Origin of the sequence: Nocardia ninae NBRC 108245 (genome assembly GCF_007990755.1) — a bacterium.
Classification (GTDB): Bacteria; Actinomycetota; Actinomycetes; order Mycobacteriales; family Mycobacteriaceae; genus Nocardia; species Nocardia ninae.
Map to the genome: position 1 here is coordinate 306956 of NZ_BJXA01000001.1, position 15421 is coordinate 322376.

At 66.5% G+C, this 15421-nt stretch carries 14 protein-coding genes and 2 pseudogenes; 8 read left to right on the forward strand and 8 right to left on the reverse strand.

Annotated features, from left to right (window positions below):
• Nucleotide 1 precedes the first annotated feature (1 nt).
• Entirely contained in the window at nucleotides 2–1165 is a 1164-nt protein-coding gene (locus NN4_RS01460) for a MalY/PatB family protein (protein ID WP_147128086.1), read from the reverse strand.
• Nucleotides 1166–1235: 70 nt separating this feature from the next.
• Between NN4_RS01460 and NN4_RS01465 the strand changes: the two genes are divergently transcribed.
• From NN4_RS01465 to NN4_RS01485, 5 genes are all read left to right on the forward strand, one after another.
• Complete coding sequence (locus NN4_RS01465) at nucleotides 1236–1730, forward strand: Lrp/AsnC family transcriptional regulator (protein WP_246180640.1); 495 nt, start codon at nucleotides 1236–1238, stop codon at nucleotides 1728–1730.
• Nucleotides 1731–1842: 112 nt separating this feature from the next.
• Complete coding sequence (locus tag NN4_RS01470) at nucleotides 1843–2616, forward strand: PP2C family protein-serine/threonine phosphatase (RefSeq protein WP_147128087.1); 774 nt, start codon at nucleotides 1843–1845, stop codon at nucleotides 2614–2616.
• A gap of 1808 nt (nucleotides 2617–4424) precedes the next feature.
• Nucleotides 4425–5210 carry a bestrophin-like domain gene (locus NN4_RS01475; protein WP_147128088.1) on the forward strand — a complete coding sequence of 262 codons (786 nt, stop codon included), beginning with the start codon at nucleotides 4425–4427 and terminating at the stop codon, nucleotides 5208–5210.
• Nucleotides 5207–6694, forward strand: coding sequence for a hypothetical protein (locus NN4_RS01480; protein WP_147128089.1), 1488 nt, complete (start codon nucleotides 5207–5209; stop codon nucleotides 6692–6694). The genes NN4_RS01475 and NN4_RS01480 overlap by 4 nt, the downstream gene beginning before the upstream one ends.
• Before the next feature lie 390 nt (nucleotides 6695–7084).
• A complete protein-coding gene (locus tag NN4_RS01485; RefSeq protein ID WP_147128090.1) occupies nucleotides 7085–7690 on the forward strand; it encodes a dihydrofolate reductase family protein in 606 nt (201 codons plus the stop codon).
• Between the two features lie 93 nt (nucleotides 7691–7783).
• On the opposite strand, the pseudogene NN4_RS46830 reads toward NN4_RS01485, so the two are convergent.
• Both NN4_RS46830 and NN4_RS01495 read right to left on the reverse strand, forming a co-directional pair.
• A pseudogene (locus NN4_RS46830) lies at nucleotides 7784–8146 on the reverse strand (transposase); the annotation flags it as partial.
• A complete protein-coding gene (locus NN4_RS01495; protein WP_147128091.1) occupies nucleotides 8061–8357 on the reverse strand; it encodes a DUF1330 domain-containing protein in 297 nt (98 codons plus the stop codon). The pseudogene NN4_RS46830 and the gene NN4_RS01495, both read right to left, overlap by 86 nt.
• Nucleotides 8358–8630: 273 nt before the next feature.
• Between NN4_RS01495 and NN4_RS01500 the strand changes: the two genes are divergently transcribed.
• From NN4_RS01500 to NN4_RS01510, 3 genes and pseudogenes are all read left to right on the forward strand, one after another.
• Nucleotides 8631–8984 carry a winged helix-turn-helix transcriptional regulator gene (locus NN4_RS01500; protein ID WP_222594925.1) on the forward strand — a complete coding sequence of 118 codons (354 nt, stop codon included), beginning with the start codon at nucleotides 8631–8633 and terminating at the stop codon, nucleotides 8982–8984.
• A gap of 237 nt (nucleotides 8985–9221) precedes the next feature.
• Nucleotides 9222–9401, forward strand: a pseudogene (locus NN4_RS46835) (LysE family transporter); the annotation flags it as partial.
• Nucleotides 9398–10255, forward strand: coding sequence for a PhzF family phenazine biosynthesis protein (locus NN4_RS01510; RefSeq protein ID WP_147128092.1), 858 nt, complete (start codon nucleotides 9398–9400; stop codon nucleotides 10253–10255). The pseudogene NN4_RS46835 and the gene NN4_RS01510, both read left to right, overlap by 4 nt.
• 241 nt (nucleotides 10256–10496) lie before the next feature.
• Here the strand turns inward: NN4_RS01510 and NN4_RS01515 are convergent, their stop codons facing one another.
• The 5 genes from NN4_RS01515 to NN4_RS01535 all read right to left on the reverse strand — a co-directional run bounded on the left by NN4_RS01515 (nucleotide 10497) and on the right by NN4_RS01535 (nucleotide 15203).
• Nucleotides 10497–11735, reverse strand: a complete 1239-nt coding sequence (locus NN4_RS01515) for an MFS transporter (RefSeq protein ID WP_147128093.1) — start codon at nucleotides 11733–11735, stop codon at nucleotides 10497–10499.
• 489 nt (nucleotides 11736–12224) lie between these two features.
• Nucleotides 12225–12797, reverse strand: a complete 573-nt coding sequence (locus NN4_RS01520) for a hypothetical protein (protein ID WP_147128094.1) — start codon at nucleotides 12795–12797, stop codon at nucleotides 12225–12227.
• Between the two features lie 159 nt (nucleotides 12798–12956).
• Nucleotides 12957–13748, reverse strand: coding sequence for an SDR family oxidoreductase (locus NN4_RS01525; RefSeq protein ID WP_246180641.1), 792 nt, complete (start codon nucleotides 13746–13748; stop codon nucleotides 12957–12959).
• A gap of 127 nt (nucleotides 13749–13875) precedes the next feature.
• Nucleotides 13876–14889 carry an LLM class flavin-dependent oxidoreductase gene (locus tag NN4_RS01530; RefSeq protein ID WP_147128095.1) on the reverse strand — a complete coding sequence of 338 codons (1014 nt, stop codon included), beginning with the start codon at nucleotides 14887–14889 and terminating at the stop codon, nucleotides 13876–13878.
• Between the two features lie 20 nt (nucleotides 14890–14909).
• Nucleotides 14910–15203, reverse strand: coding sequence for an ArsR/SmtB family transcription factor (locus tag NN4_RS01535; RefSeq protein WP_246180642.1), 294 nt, complete (start codon nucleotides 15201–15203; stop codon nucleotides 14910–14912).
• Nucleotides 15204–15421 lie beyond the last annotated feature (218 nt).

A 15421-nucleotide genomic window follows, 5' to 3' on the forward strand; every position in this document is an offset into this window, starting at 1 on the left:
GTCAGCGATTGAGGTGCTTGTGCACCGCGTCGTTCATGCGGCCGAGCATATCCGCGAGGACCGGGCGGTAGGTCGCGAAGTTCAGGCGCGCGAATCCCGCACCGCCGGGGCCGAAGTCCGGGCCGGACAGGAGTTTTACCTTCGCGTGCTCGAGGAAGAAGTCCGCGGGGTCTCGGTCGAGTTCGAGCGCGCGACAGTCGAGCCAGGCCAGGTAGCCCGCGTCGGGGCGGTGGAAACGGATCTCGGGTCGCAGCGTCTCGGCGACGAGGTCGCGGTTGGCGGTCAGCAGTTCTCGCGTCGCGGCCAGCCATGCGGCACCCTCGCGCCACGCGGTGCAGGTCGCCAGCACGCTGAGCGCGCTCACCTGTCCGTACAGCTGCGGTGGTTGCGCGTCCAAGGCGGCGCGGACCCGGCTGTCGCCGACGTGGGCGACGCAGCACCGCAGTCCGGCCAGATTGAAGGCTTTGCTCGCGGAGTTGAGAGTGACTGTGCGTGCGGCGATTTCCGGTCCGAGCGAGGCGAACGGGGTGTGCCTGTGCCGCTCGTGTACGAGCTCGGAGTGGATCTCGTCGGCGATCACCAAAACGTCGTTGCGGGCGGTGATCTCCGCGATGGCCGTGAGTTCGCCGCGATCGAACACGTGCCCCGTCGGGTTGTTCGGGTTCACCAGAATCAAGGCGCGGCAGTTGTTGCTGCGGGTCTCCTCGGCCATCCGGTCGATATCGAAGGTCCAGCCGTCGGCCTGCTCGACCATCGGGATAGGTACCAGGCGTCGTCCCATGAGCTCGATGGTTTGCAGGAACGGCGGATACGCGGGGGTGTGCACGGCGATCGCGTCGCCCGGCCGGGTCATGAGTTGCAGCACGATCTGCAGCACCTGGATGAGCTCGGTGAAGACGTACACGTCGTCCGGGTCGATCCGGAAGTCGTACTGCTCACGCATGCGATCAGCGAACGCTTCCTGCAACGGATTTCGATCGGGACGCTCATCCCACGCGGGATAACCGAGGTCGCCGTCCACCGCCTGCCGCAGCGCCGCACGCACCGGATCCGGCACCGCGAAGTCCATGTCCGCGATCCACGCGGGCAGCACATCCGCTCCGGCGCGCGCCCATTTGATGCCCACCCGCTGCCGCAGCACGTCGATATCGACCAGATCTTCCATGAGCTGAACCCTAGAAGGAACGCCGCCGGACGCGATTGACAATTTTCCCACTCTCACGCAAATTTATTGCGTGAGTGCGCTGCCGTTGGACGATATCGATCACCTACTGCTCGAGCTGGTGCAGGTCGATGCGACGCGGCCGCTGCACGAGCTCGGTGAACGAGTCGGCCTCTCCCCCAGCGCCGTCCAGCGCAGGCTCACCCGGCTGCGCACCGGCGGGGTGATCACCGCGCAGGTCGCCGTGATCGATCCGCGCACCGTGGGCATGGGTTTGACCACCGTCGTGCTCGTCGAACTGGCCGAAGACGACGCCGACCACTACCTCGCGTTCTGCGAGCGCATGCTCGCCGAACCGGCCGTGCAGCAGTGCTATTCCGTTGTGGGACAGTGGGATTACGTCGTGGTCATGATCACCGAGGACCTCGCCGACTACCGCCGGATCTCGAATGAGCTGTTCGTCAGGGACAAGTCGGTGCATCGCTACGAGACGCTGCCGACCTACGAAAGGGTCAAAGCCCAACTCGCCGTGCCGTTGTCGACGTCGCGCCCAGAGACCAAACTGTAATGGGCTTCACAGGAACTGCACGGCAAACCGTTGCCGACTGCACGGATTAGCGCGCTTTACTGGAAGAGTGCCGAGCGGCACGCGGCAAGGGTGCAGTCCGAGGAGGTCAGGCATGTGCTCGGCACCTGTCACGGACGGCCCCGATCCCGAAGTCGTGCGCCTCAGCGGTACCGCATGGGAGTCGTTGAGCAGGCGCGGTTCCCGCACCCTCAACGCCGACGACGCGGCCGCCGTGATCGATCCGGTCACCGGGAAGACAGCGTTCGTGGTCGCCGACGGTGTCGGTGATCATTTGCCCGCCGCTCGGGCGGCACGCACTGCGGCGGACGTCGCCGCGCACGTCGGCGCCCGTACCGGCGCGTTCGCCGGAATCCTTGCGGCCCAACGCGAATTACTGCGGCAGTTCCCACAAAACGAAGCCGACAGTGTGCTCGTCATCGCCGTGCTGCCGTCTCCGGGACAACCGGACGGGCCGTGCGAAGTCGCCTGGGTCGGCGACTGCCGCGCCTATCGCTGGAACGGGCGGGTGCTGCACCAGATCACCACCGATCACACCGTCGGCGAATTCTGGCGCACCCGCGGTTACGGTCCGGCACCGCGACTGGATCACGTGGTCCTCACCTCGGTCCGCACCGTCCGGCCCGCCGACATCGGTCACGCGAGCACCGGCTCCAGTACCGGCAGGCTGCTGCTGAGCACCGATGGTGTGCACAAGCGCCTCGACATGGCCGCGATCAAAGCGATGCTCGCCGAAGGGGAATCACCTGCCCACGTCGCGGAAACTCTGGTGGACAACGCCCTTCGCAGCGGCGGTACCGACAACACCACCGCCCTCGTCGCCGATTGCGGACCTTTCCTCGAGCGAACCAGTGACGACACCGAGTAAGTGACGGCTGCCGGCTTCGAATGCGCGACCGCCGTAGCGGTGCGCAGCTGGTTCAGCATCGACGGGACTGGCAGCAAAGTCGAAAGGCCCGCCGTGTACTCGAGGGCAGCACCTGTCCGATATCCGGCGAGGTTGCCACCGTAGCCCGCCGGCACAGGTGTTCTCCGCCACTGCGTCCCGCCCGCCGCCCGACTCCGCGCCGAGCGGGAGATGGTGGCGCCTCCACTCGCACGTCTCCGCCACGGCGTCCCTCTCGCCGCCGGACTCCGCTCTGAGCGGGACATGGTGGCGCCTCCACTCGCACGCCTCCGCCACGGCGTCCCTCTCGCCGCCGGACTCTGCGCCGAGCGGGAGATGGTGGCGGACTTACTCCGGCGATGCGTGACCTCTGTTCCGTTGATACTGAAGTGCGCAGCCACCGCCCGTGCAAGGGCGGCGCCACCATCTCCCGCCCGGCGAGGAAGGCAGGCGACGGGCGGAACACAGTGGCGGACCGTGCGAGCGGGGGCGCCACCACGTCCCGCCCGGCGCAGGGTCGGCGGCAAGAGGGACGCAGTGGCGGAGACGTGCGAGTGGGAGCGCCGTCATGTCCCGCTCAGCGCGGACTCGGGCAGCGCGCGGGACACGATGGCGGAGGCATGCAAGTGGAGGAGCCATCACGTCCCACTCGGCGCGGAGTCGGGCGGCGGACGGGACGCAGTGGCGGAGAAGTGCAAGCGGGGGCGCCACCATCTTTCGCTCTGGGGGGAGGCAGGCGAGGTGGCGGACCGTGCAAGTGGTTGGGCGCCACCACGTCCCGCCCGGCGCAGGGTCGGGCAGCGGGAGGGACACAGTGGCGAAGAAGTATGAGTGGGAACGCCTTCATGTCCCGCTCAGCGCGGACTCGGGCAGCGCGCGGGACACGATGGCGAAGACGTGCGAGTGGAGGCGCCACCATGTCCCCCTCGGCGCGGAGCTCAGCGGCGGCAAACGTACGAATCGGAGCGCCACCAAGTCCCACCCGACGCCGAGCCGCGCGGCCAGCGGAACATGGTGGCGGAGACATACGAGAGGGGGCGCCCTCACGTCCCGCCCGGCGAGGAGCCAAGCGGGCAGCGGGACACAGCGGCGGAAACGTACGAGTCGAAGCGCCACCAAGTCCCACCCGACGCCGAGCCGCGCGGCCAGCGGAACATGGTGGCGGAGACATACGAGCGGGAGCGCCCTCACGTCCCACCCCACGCCGAGCCGCGCGGCGCGCGGAACATGGTGGCGGAGACGGACGAGCGGGAGCGCCCTCATGTCGCACCCGGCGCCGAGCCGAGCGGCGCGCAGGACCGCAGCGGCGGAGGCATACGAGTGAGAGCGCCACCACGTCCCGCCCGGCAAGGAGCCAAGCGGCCAGCGGGACACAGCGGCGGAAACGTACGAGTCGGAGCGCCACCAAGTCCCACCCGACGCCGTGCCGGGCCGTAAGCGGGACACGGGGGCGGAGAAGCGTTTGTGGGCGTGCCTTCATGTCCCTCGATCATGAACGGAACCAATGAGGGAACGGCTGCTTCGGGGTTCGGATCTGCACCGCCTGTGGATCGTCTGGAAAGCAGGTGGATCCTCGAAATGCTGCGCCGCCGAACATGCATTTGCTGTTAATTCGCTAAGCTATTAGTTCAATGATCACACTTCGGTAACTTCGCCAACTCATGGCGGTCTACCAGGGCTAATCTTCGACGGTTGCTGTTCTACTATGCCCATGCCGGGGTTGCCTCGGCCGCTCAACCATGCACTCGGAAATCTGGTGTACCGAACTTTGCCCGGGAAAGTGGAGTGGGATGGCTCAGGAATTGCTCGTCGCTCTCTGTGCCGCGATGATCGCGGTGGCGGTATTGGTTGTCGGGGATCGGATACGTCCGAAATCATGGCGACAAAACAGTGACGAGTCGTCCAGTCACCTCGCGCTCGATCTGGCGAAGACCATCTTCACCGCGGTGCTCGCCTTCGTCTTCGTGGCCTGCTGGAACCAGAATCAGAACGCGTACAACCACACGATCACCGAGTCGAAGGGCCTCGTCGATACCCACCTGGCCATCCACGCGCTGCCAGCGCCGGACCGGGAGCGGATCCACGACAAGGTCATCGCGTACACCGATCAGGTCCTCACCGAGGAGTGGCCGCTCATGGAGCGCGAGCGACGGCTCAGCCCCGACACCGAGAAGACGCTCAACTCGCTGCGCGCCGCCGTCATAGCCGTGCAGTCGGAGGATCCGACCGTCGTCGAGGCACGCACCCGGGCGCTGACCGGCATCGACCGCGTCACTCAAGCCCGCCACGATCGCGCCATCGACGTGGTCCGTAACCTCCCCCAATTCCTCTACATCGCACTGTGTTTCGGCGCGGTACTGGTACTGCTGAACCCGGTGCTGACCGGCATGCTGGTCACCCGGCGCAGCGTGGCGATGACCGCGCTGCTCGGCGTCATCATCGGCTCCGCACTGCTGGCCATCCACGACCTCGAGCGACCGTTCTCCGGCGTGCTCGGCGTGCCGACCGACGCCTTCCGCTACGCCCAGTCCCAGTACGAGCCCAGCAGCGACAGCCCGATTACCACCGCCGAATGAGTCGTCCACAGTTGCGGCCGGACGGCATCGCGCCGCGGATCACCAGAGGCGCAAGAGGTTTCGTCGTCGTGAGCGCGTTCGTACCCGCGGCACTGCTGTTCGGCGGCCGGTCCGCCGCCGACAGCGTCCCCGACCTGCCGCCCGTCGCCGAGGTGACCGCAGGATGGCTGGCGCAACAAGGCTTCTCGGCCAGCGGTGCGCCACCAGCAAGCTCCCCAGGGGCTGCGGCCCAACCAGACTTCTCGACCGGCGGTACAGCCGAGCCGCACATCTCGTCCGGTGGCGTGCCATCAGTAGGCGACCCAGGGGCCGCAGCTCAACCAGACTTCTCGACCGGTGGTTCGGCGCAGACCGACGCACCGGCTGGTGGCGCGCCGCCTGTGGGCGCGGCGCAACCAGAATTCTCGACCGGCGGCACTGCCCAGCCGGACGTCTCGCCCGGTGGCGCGCCACCAGTAGGCGACCCAGGGGCCGCAGCTCAACCAGACTTCCCGACCGGTGGCGTGGCCCACCCCGCCGGTGACGTCGCACAGCAACGCTTCGGCAGTGGCGGATCCGCTCAGCCCGACGTCCCCGTCGGCGGTGCCGGACCAGCAGATGCCCCGAACGCAAGCACGCCGTCGGCAGACGTCCCGGCGGGCGGCACAGCCCAACCAGACATCCCGACCGGAAGCTCGGCGCCGCCAGGCAACTCAACCGGAAGCTCAGCTCCGGCAGATGCCTCCAACGGAAGCTCGGCCCCGTCAGCTGCCTCAACCGGAAGCGCTGTCCTGCAAGGCGTCTCGATCGGAACCGCCGCAGATGGAGGCTCACTCGCACTCGAACCGCCACCGACACCTTCCACAGCCGGAGCACTTCGAATCAACGGTGCCGCCGACACCCCGGACGATGCGGACGCGACGACCCCTGCCGCAGCCGGAAACGCCGCGCTCGGCGTCGACACCGGCAGCATGCTCACCGCATGCGTCGGTAGCGCGGCGGGCGCCGCTTTGTTGTTCCTCGGATCCGCCGCAGGCTCCGGCCTGATCGGCCCTGGAATCCTGGCCCCGCCTTGGTGGGCGGTCGGATCGGCCGGGTCCGCACTGCTCCCGCCCGCCTCCGGCTCGAGCGGATCCGCACTCGGCAGTGGGGTCGTCGGCAGTGCGATGGCAGGCAGCGCGGTGGTGACCTGCCTCCTCACGCTGTCCACCGTCACTCCCCCGCCCACACCTTCACTGCCGCTACTCATCCCTTCCCCGATCCCGATCCCGAATCCCCCCTTTGTACTGCCTGTCTCCGCACCCGCCGCGACCCCCGAATCAGCAACCGCAGCACAACGATTGCCCGTCGCGGCGGCTACACCACCTGCCGTGACAGCGGAGGCCGCACCGACGTCGGACCTCTTCGGCTGGAACACTCTCGAGATCGTGGTGTTCATCGTCGTGCTCGTGCTCGTCGCCATCCAGGGCTCCGCCGAAGCCGCCCGGAAGCGGCAGCGCCAGTAACGTCGAACTGGTTGGGCCACAACAAGACCCAACCAATTCAGTCAGCTACTCGGTGCTACCTGCCGGCGAGCGCGTATGACGGGGAGTACCCGCACCGCCGCTCTCTGATGGCGTGTTCACGCTGGAACTGCTGCACGTATGCGGATTTTTCATCCTATCTCTGAAGGTAGTTCGAACCCCAGATACCGTTAGTTCCGTTCTTGATTATGTTGCGCCCCAATACCTTTTCCGACTGATAAAGCTGAATCGGGCTTCACGTTGTCGTTCTTCCATATGAACGCAGGCCTCCGGCCAACGATCGGAGGCTCGGGCAGTAACAGTCAGCTCGACCGATGAGTTTGCGGCTCCCGGCCGGTCAAAGCTCATGACACCCTAGGAAAGGACACCACCATGTCAGAGCTTCTCGTCGACTTCATCACCTCCCTCGACGGCTACGCCTCGGGAGCGGGATGGCCCGGGTTCTGGGGCCTCGAGGGCCCGGAGTACCTCGCATGGCTCGGCGAGCAGCCCGAGTCCACCTACCTGATGGGAGCGAACACCTACCGACTGATGTCGGGCTTCGCCGCCGGCGAGGTCCCGGATGGCCAAGACGAGTTCAGGCCAGAAGAAGAGGCGTCCGTCGACGAGCTCACGCAAGCGTCCAAGGTGGTGTTCTCCTCCTCACTCGAGGAGCCACTGACCTGGGACAACGCCACACTCGTCCGCGACGACGCCATCGAGGCGGTCCGCGCGATGAAATCGAGTGGCTCGGGCCTCCTCAGCACGATCGGCAGCCTGAGCCTGTGCCGGTCCCTGCTTCGAGCCGGACTCGTCGACCGCTTCCGGGTCGTGATGTTTCCGGTGATCACCGGTGCCACAGGCGCAGAACGCATCTACGACGGCTATCCAGACGTTGCCCTCGAGATGATCGAGCACCGCACCTTCGACGGCCGCATCCAACTGGTCGAGTACAAGCCCCGTGTCCTCGAGCACCCGCCACTCAGCGCCCCTGCGTGACGTCACCTGTCCGCCGTTCCGGAGTGGCGTCATGTCTGGCATCCGGCTCGGATTCGACAGTGGTATCGGCGGTAGCCGATACCGTTGCTGCTGGCCAGAGGAAGTGTCCAAGGGTGCGGTGCCGTTCCAGGAGGCGAACCGGTCCCGGTGTCGAAATCGTTGGATGTCACCGACATCGACCAGCAGCCGAGCCGCGCCGGCCGGTCCGATGCTGTGCAGATCAGTCAGTGTCGAACCACGCTCGACGACGAGTTGGCGAAGTTCTTTGTCGGCCGATGCCGTTGCAGCCCTCGATCGCCCATACCCGATCTGTGTATCGCTGTGCAGCGGTGAGCATTCGATCTTCAGTGAAGATCCGACTGGACCCTGGTCAGTCGATGCCTTCGACGATGCGGAAGTCGCGCTCGAAGCCGTCGGGGAGTTCGGCCAGCGCCTTCTGGTAGGCCGCGCTCGCACGTGCGGCGACCGCCTGTTCGAAGCTGTCGAACTCGATCAAGACGACGCGCTCGGCAATTCCGGCTTCGTGTGCCTCGACCCGGCTGCCGATGCCGGCGAGCACCCGCCCGCGCGCGGCCCCGACGGCTAGACCGGCCAGTTCGTTGTAGAGATCAAGCCTCTCGGGCTCCTCGATGGTCGGGTAGACGCTGACCCAGTAGCCCTTGGGCATGGAACCTCCAGTGTTGGGATGAGTACATCTGACTTACGGGTTGGTCTCGAACGAGCGCCGACAGGCGAGGATGAAGGCTTGTCGGCGTCATGACCGCCATGGAACCGATGCCGACCGCAGGCCCTCATGCGCGCGAGTAGCGCGTCGGCCTGATCGGCGTACGGCGGTTCCAGCGGGGCTATTCGCGACATCGACGCCCCCGCAGAAGCTGTTTCGGAATTAGAAACACCGGACGGATGTTAGTGTTTCGAAAAACGAAACGCAAGGAGGATCATGCCGACGCCACGCCCCGGCACACCGGTTCGTGGATCGACTACCGGCCGTCCGATCATGGCCGCGCTGGACCTCTTCGGCCGTCGGTGGGCGCTGCGAATTCTCTGGGAACTGCGCGCGGGTCCGCTCGGTGCGCGCACGCTGCTGACGCGATGCGCCGGCCTGTCCTCCAGCGTGCTCTACCAGCGGCTTCGCGAACTCACATCAAGCGGGATCATCACCCCCTCAGCCGATGGCTACGAACTCACTCAGCTGGGGGCAGCACTCAGTCATGCCCTCCGACCGCTCGACGAATGGGCGACCACGTGGGCGCAGACGCAAGAGCAGAACGATCAGAACCCTGCCGAGGCATGAAGGTCGCCGAACGTCTTTCTCAGCCGCTGGGCGCTCGGCCCGGTTGGCAGTCAGTCGATCGGGCATGTCCCGTCCACCCCGGACGGCGGGTTGATCCAGCACTGAACTAATGGCGCTCGCCGAGCCGTGACGCACCCTGGTCAGGGCAGCACGTTTCGCGTTGATCTCGCCGGATGCCCGCTCAGATGCCGCAGTTCCTTGCCGTGGTTGCCGTCTTGACTATCACCCCCGGGCCCGACATGGCCCCTGGTCCTGCGCAACGGCGCCAAGAGTGGGATCGGGGCGGCCTGGTGCACCGGGCTCGGGTGCTGTGTCGGGATCGCGGTGCACGCCGTGGCGGCGGTGGTCGGGTTGTCAGTCCTGCTGGCTGCGTCGGCGACGGCGCTGAAAGCCTTTGCTAGCCTTTTGGTTTCATGAGGAAAGAGATGATGCTCGTCCACGTCTGCCAACGTGCAGGACAGGGTGGAAGTCCGACCGTGGTGGCCGATGAGACGACATCGCTGAGCGAGGCCGAGCGCTGTGCATTACCGGGTGTGGTGGGCGCATCGCACGGCGTGTTCGTCCGGCCCGGCCGCGCGGCTGTCTCATTGCGCTTCTTCACTGCCGCCGGCGAACTGCCGGCCTGTGGGCACGGTACCGTCGCTGCACTGGCGGTGCTGGCCCACCGTGCACAGATACCGGAGTACGAGGCCGTGCTGCGGTCCGGCGGCCGCACTTTTCGCGGTCGAGCCACCGGCGACGGCACCCGATACGAGGCATTTTTCGATCCTGGGCCCGTTGAGCTGAGCACTCCGACCATGGCAGCGAGCGAGCCGGTGCTGACCGCCGTGGGCATCGATCCCGCCGAGGCGTGCGTACCATGCCGTATCGCTTCGGTCGGTCGGCCCCGAATGCTGGTGCAAGTTCCCGACCGTGCAATCCTGGGCGGTCTGGCACCGGACATGGCCCGGCTACGCGACGCGTGTGACCAGCTGGGACTGCTGGGCTGCTACGTCTACAGCACACCGACACCGGATGGGCGCGCCGCGGCTCGGATGTTCGCCCCAGGGATCGGTGTGCCGGAAGACATCGCCAACGCCAACAGCACCGCCTGCCTGGCAGCACATCTCGCCGATCACGGCTTCTCCGCACTGGAAGTCGACATGGGCGACCCGCTCGACCAACCGTCCACTATCACAGCCACTACTCGCCCCGGACCGCGCGGCCCACGGGTCTGGGTCGGCGGCACCGCAACAATTCCCAGGCTCGTCGATCCCTGCTCACCCAACTGAGTGCCCCCGCTGTAGGAGTCGTGAACACACTCGAATGCCGCCTACGGCGCGGTCGCGAACGTCCGCATCTGCCGCTGGGCGCGCAGCGCCAACTGCCGCGTCGGTCACGTTCCGGGCTGGGTGCGACCACGCGAGCATCGATGATGTCGACATGCTTTGCCTCGAGAGATGCAGCGCTTCACCTGACAGCTCCGCGCCCGGAAGTTTTCGTCCGGGGCGCGGAACGGATCCCACGTCGTCGTCAGCGTGCGGGCAATTCGGTCGACTGGTGGGGGTGAGAGGACGCCGCATCGATACGGCTGGAACGGTTTTCGAGCACGACGAGCGGGACGCTCAGCAGCGCCAGTCCCGCGCCGATCCAGGGGATGGCGGTGATCGATGCGCCCGCTCCCAACGCCGATCCGGCCAGTAGTGGGACGAGGCTGATCCCGAGTTGGAACGCCGACACCGTGGTGGCGCCCGCGAGCGTTGGGGCGTCGGCGGCGAGGGCGAAGACGCGGCCGTAGATTGCGGGGTTCAGGACGAATCCGGCGACACCGAGCAGCAGAACGAGGGGAATGACGACGAGTACGCTCTCGGCTCCGACGGCCAGAAGTATGGAGCCTGCGGCGATGCCGGCGGCTCCGATGAGCATGGCGCGGTGTGGAAGACGATCGGAGATCCGCCCACCGACCGCCAAGCCGATGTAGGAGCCCACGCCGAACACGACCAGCACCGGTGCCACCCAGATTTCACCTAGTCCGGTGACCGTGATGAGGAGCTCGGCCAGGTAGTTGAACGTGACCATGTAGGCGGCGGTGCTCAGCAAAGTGATCGCGTAGACGAGCCACAGCCGGGTGTTTCGTAGTGTGGCGAACTCGGTGCCGATGGCGATGTTCTTCGCCGCGGAGGTCGGCGGCATGGTCAGACCGACCGCGATCGCCGCACCGAGCGTGAGCGCGATCACCAGCCAGAATCCGCCCTGCCAGCCGATCCGGTAACCGATCAGCGTGCCGGCGGGGCCGCCGAGGATCATCGCCAGGCCGAGTCCGCTGACCACTACGCCCGATGCGCGCGCTGCCCGGTCCGCCGGCACTAGGCCGACGGCGGTCGACGCCGCGACCGCGAAGAACCCGGCGTAAGCGAGCCCGGCGGCGAAGCGCGTGATCAACAGTGCCGAATAGGTGCCGATGATCAGGCCGATCGCGATGCACGCCGCGAACCCCACCTGCGTCACGACCAGCGCGATGCGCCGGGGCCAGCGGAGGCTGAGAATCGCGAACGGCGGACCGCCGACGACGACGCCGATGGCGAAGCTGGTGATCAGCCCGCCCACAGCGGCCATGCTGACATCGATATCGGCGGCGACCGCGGGTAAGACGCCCGCCAGCAGGAACTCCGCGCTACCCATGGCGAAAAGGCCGAACGCCAGCAGGTACACGCTGACTGGCAGGAATCTTGTCTTCGCGGTGTTGTGGGCGTCGGATACGTTGACACTCATCGGTTTCCATTGACTTTCGCTCGAGCTGATGGGGAGATTCGAGCGTGCGTGACCCACTGGGAATGTGGCAAAAACTGTTGCTGAATCAGGAACAGGAAACGGATTTCGACTTCGCTCGGGATCGCGGAACCCGGCGGATGCGCGGAGTGGTAGCCAGCCTGCTGGCCGCGGAGACTCTCGTCCAGTCCGGAGGTCTGCGTGTCACCGATACCGCCACCGAGGAGCAGGTCTGGATCGGGTTCGACCCGGCGCAGGTTCGGTGTGCAGTGCTGCCATCGCGACCGAGTGGGCGTCGACGGCATCGGTTGAGCGGTGCATTGCCGGTGGCGAATACGCGTATTCGGGCGGAAAGGTTTCGCTAGCACGTCCAGCACGGTTTCACCGTCGTGGACCAGGCGGTGGGCGAGGTGGCGACCGATGCCGTTGCGTGCTTGCGGCACAACCACTTTCGACAAACCGCAAACGAACCTCACGATGTGAGAAGCCGTCTTAGGGCGTACCTCGCTGCACAATTTGCAGTCCATTGACAATGGTGTCGAAATCGGGTCGGTAGGTGTCCCGTTCGGCGGCGGGGACCTGGGCCCACATCATGATCAAGTAGTTCATTTCGCCGACATCATTGGAAAATGTGAGGAGCTCCTTGTAATGGTCGCCATCCGAGGCGGGGAGAATCCCGGTGGTCCTGGTGGCCTCCAGACCGCACACCGCGATGGTCTCAGATCCCGACTCTCGCCATCCGTCGCCCATGCTGACACTGATAATGGATGTGGTGTGGCTGTCGCGAGCGGGAAGTACGCGGATGGTGACAGTCGCACTGCCTTTGCCCAAGCCGACCCGTAACACCGAATCGCCGCCTTCTACTGGCGTCTGCTGCCAGGCCGGCAGCTGCGGAACCTGGATTGTGAACGGCACCTCAGGGCGCTGTTCGGCGGCGAGCACGGCCCCGGTGGGGGCGCTGGCGTTGCAGGCTGGGTGAGTCGGCGAGTCCGGCTCCGCTCCACCGCAAGCGGTCACACTCGTTGCCACGACGATGGCTAGCACCAGATGCCGAATCTCGATCACGGTTTCCCAGCCTATCCAGCCCAACCTCGAAGCCACGCCTACCTGCCACAACCAGCTGGTGTCCGCCGCGACGTGAGAAACGCTCTGAAGAAGGCCGGCTGAACTGCGGCTCGAGCCGGGGAGTTCGACAGATTGTGACACTGCATCGCTCCTGTCACCTCACCGCCAATGACGGTCGCCGAGCGCCACCGCTTCCGATCCTCCGTCGGCGAAGATGATCTGACCGGTCACGAAGCGATTGTCCGCGCTCGTCAACCAGCAGATCAGCTCGGCGACCCATTCGGGGCGACCAGGGAACCCGCCGAACGGTTGCGGCGCAGCGGTTTCCACAGCTTTGCGAACGTTTTCGTCGGTGAGGATGTAGGCGGCAGCGGGTGTGTCGACCACACCCGGGGCAACGACGTTGAGGGCGATGCCGGCGCCGGCCCACTCCGCGGTCGGGGCGACCCTGCGCACCCATCGATTCAATGCGCGTTTGGCGATCCCGTAGCCGCCGGTGGCACCACCAGCCGAGGGATCGGCGGCGAGATAGCCGACAGCGGCGGCCTCGTCGCCGTCGAGGCACGCCTGCACGATGCGTTCATCGGTCGGCGCCAGCGATGCCGTCGAGGAGACGGCTACCGCGCGGGGTGCGGGGCTCTGCGCCAGCAGCGGCCGAAGTCCCTGCAGCGTCGCGACCGCACCGAAATAATTCGTCTCCAGCAGACCAGTTTTGCCGCCTCCGGCGATAGCCAGGACCGCATCGATCCGACCGTGCTCCTGCACTTGGTCGACCAGCGCTCGCCGCCCGGCGGGGGAGGAAAGGTCGGCCTGAACCTCGGCATCGTTGAGATCACATCCGATGACCTTCGCGCCACGCTCTCGAAGCAGCGCGGCAGTCGCGGCGCCGATACCCGAAGCTGAGCCGGTGACCACATATGTCCGTCCAGCGAAACCTGCGTGCGTAGTCATCGCGCCCTCTCCTGCTTGCCGCGCCCGGATACCAGCACCATAGGCAGATGCCTCCGCCGTCCGCTCTGGACCATATCCTTTGGTGGACAGGGTGTTCCAACGCACGGTAACGGTGGAACGCGCAGAATCAGCTGATAACCCGCTCGGGAGCCGCCGCGGCCATCGCGGCGCCGGTCAGCTCGACCGAGCGCACCCGATCCTCGATCTGCGTGGCCTGGTGAGTGAGGATCAACTCGTCGGCCTCGATCGAGGCGCCGAAATCATCGAGGTACGAGCGCACTTCGTCGGGTGTGCCGACGGCGGTGTACTGAGTCATCGAGGCGAGCTGGCGACCGTTGGGCGAGGCGAGGAAAGCGTCGATCTCCTCGTCGGTGTAGCGGACGTCCGCGGCACCTCGCTTGATCATCATGCGCGCCCTGGCGCGGTAGGCGATCGTCTTCTGCGCCACCGCATCGTCGGTGTCGTTCGCGGCGAACACGTTGACGCCGGCCATCACATACGGCTCGGCCAGCTGCTCCGATGGCCGGAAGCTGTCGCGGTAGACGGCGACCGCCTGATGCAACGCATCCGGCGCGAAGTGTGACGCGAAGGCGTACGGCAGACCCAGCTGTGCGGCGAGCTGCGCACCGAACAGCGACGAACCCAGGATGTACAGCGGCACAACCCCTTCCGCGCGCGGCACCGCCTGCACGCCGGGCACCCGCGACCGGCCCGCCAGGTAACCCTGAAGTTCGAGCACGTCCTGCGGGAACGAATCCGCCGACGACGGATTGCGGCGCAGCGCGAGCATGGTCTTCTGATCACTGCCCGGCGCGCGGCCGAGCCCGAGGTCGATGCGCCCGGGGAACAGCGTCTCCAGCGTGCCGAACTGTTCGGCGATCACCAGCGGCGAGTGGTTGGGCAGCATGATGCCACCGGAGCCGAGCCGGATGGTGTCGGTGTGCGCGGCGACGTATCCGATCAGCACGCTCGTGGCGCTGGATGCGATCGAACCCATGTTGTGGTGTTCGGCGTACCAGACACGTTGATAACCGCTCCGTTCGGCTGCCCGCGCCAAGGCGACGCTGTTGTCGAAACTGTCGCGCGCGGACTGGCCGGGCGCGATCGACGCCAGGTCGAGGATGGACAGAGCAGTCGACATAGGAGGTTGCCTTTCGTAGGTCAGAGAACGCGGTGCAGTTGTTCGGTGAAGGCGCGGATGCGGGCGTCGTCGCGGCGGTAGTAGATCCACTGACCGCGCCGAGTCGCGCTGAGAAACCCGGCGCGCTGCAGGATCGCCAGGTGCGCCGACATGGTCGAGGCCGACGTTCCCGCCTTCTGCTGGATGAGACCGACGCAGACGCCCAGCTCAGCCGTCTCGTCCGCGCGCTCGGGGAAATGCACGTCCGGCTCCTTGAGCCACTCCAGCACGCGCAACCGCGTCTCGTTCGCCAGCGCCTTGCACTCGTCGAGCACACTCACCACCCTTCGGCATTTCGCTAATTAACGAACTTACGCCGCATCCAGCCACCCGGCACCATGACGCTGCTCACTCGCCACAGCCGACACACCGCCCTACCTCCGCCGCGCTTCGCCCACCCGAGCGCAACGCCCGCTCCTTGCCCCACTCCCTGCGCTACACCGAAAGTCCGTCGCGCAACCTGCTCGTCGCAGTGACGATGACACCCGCCTGA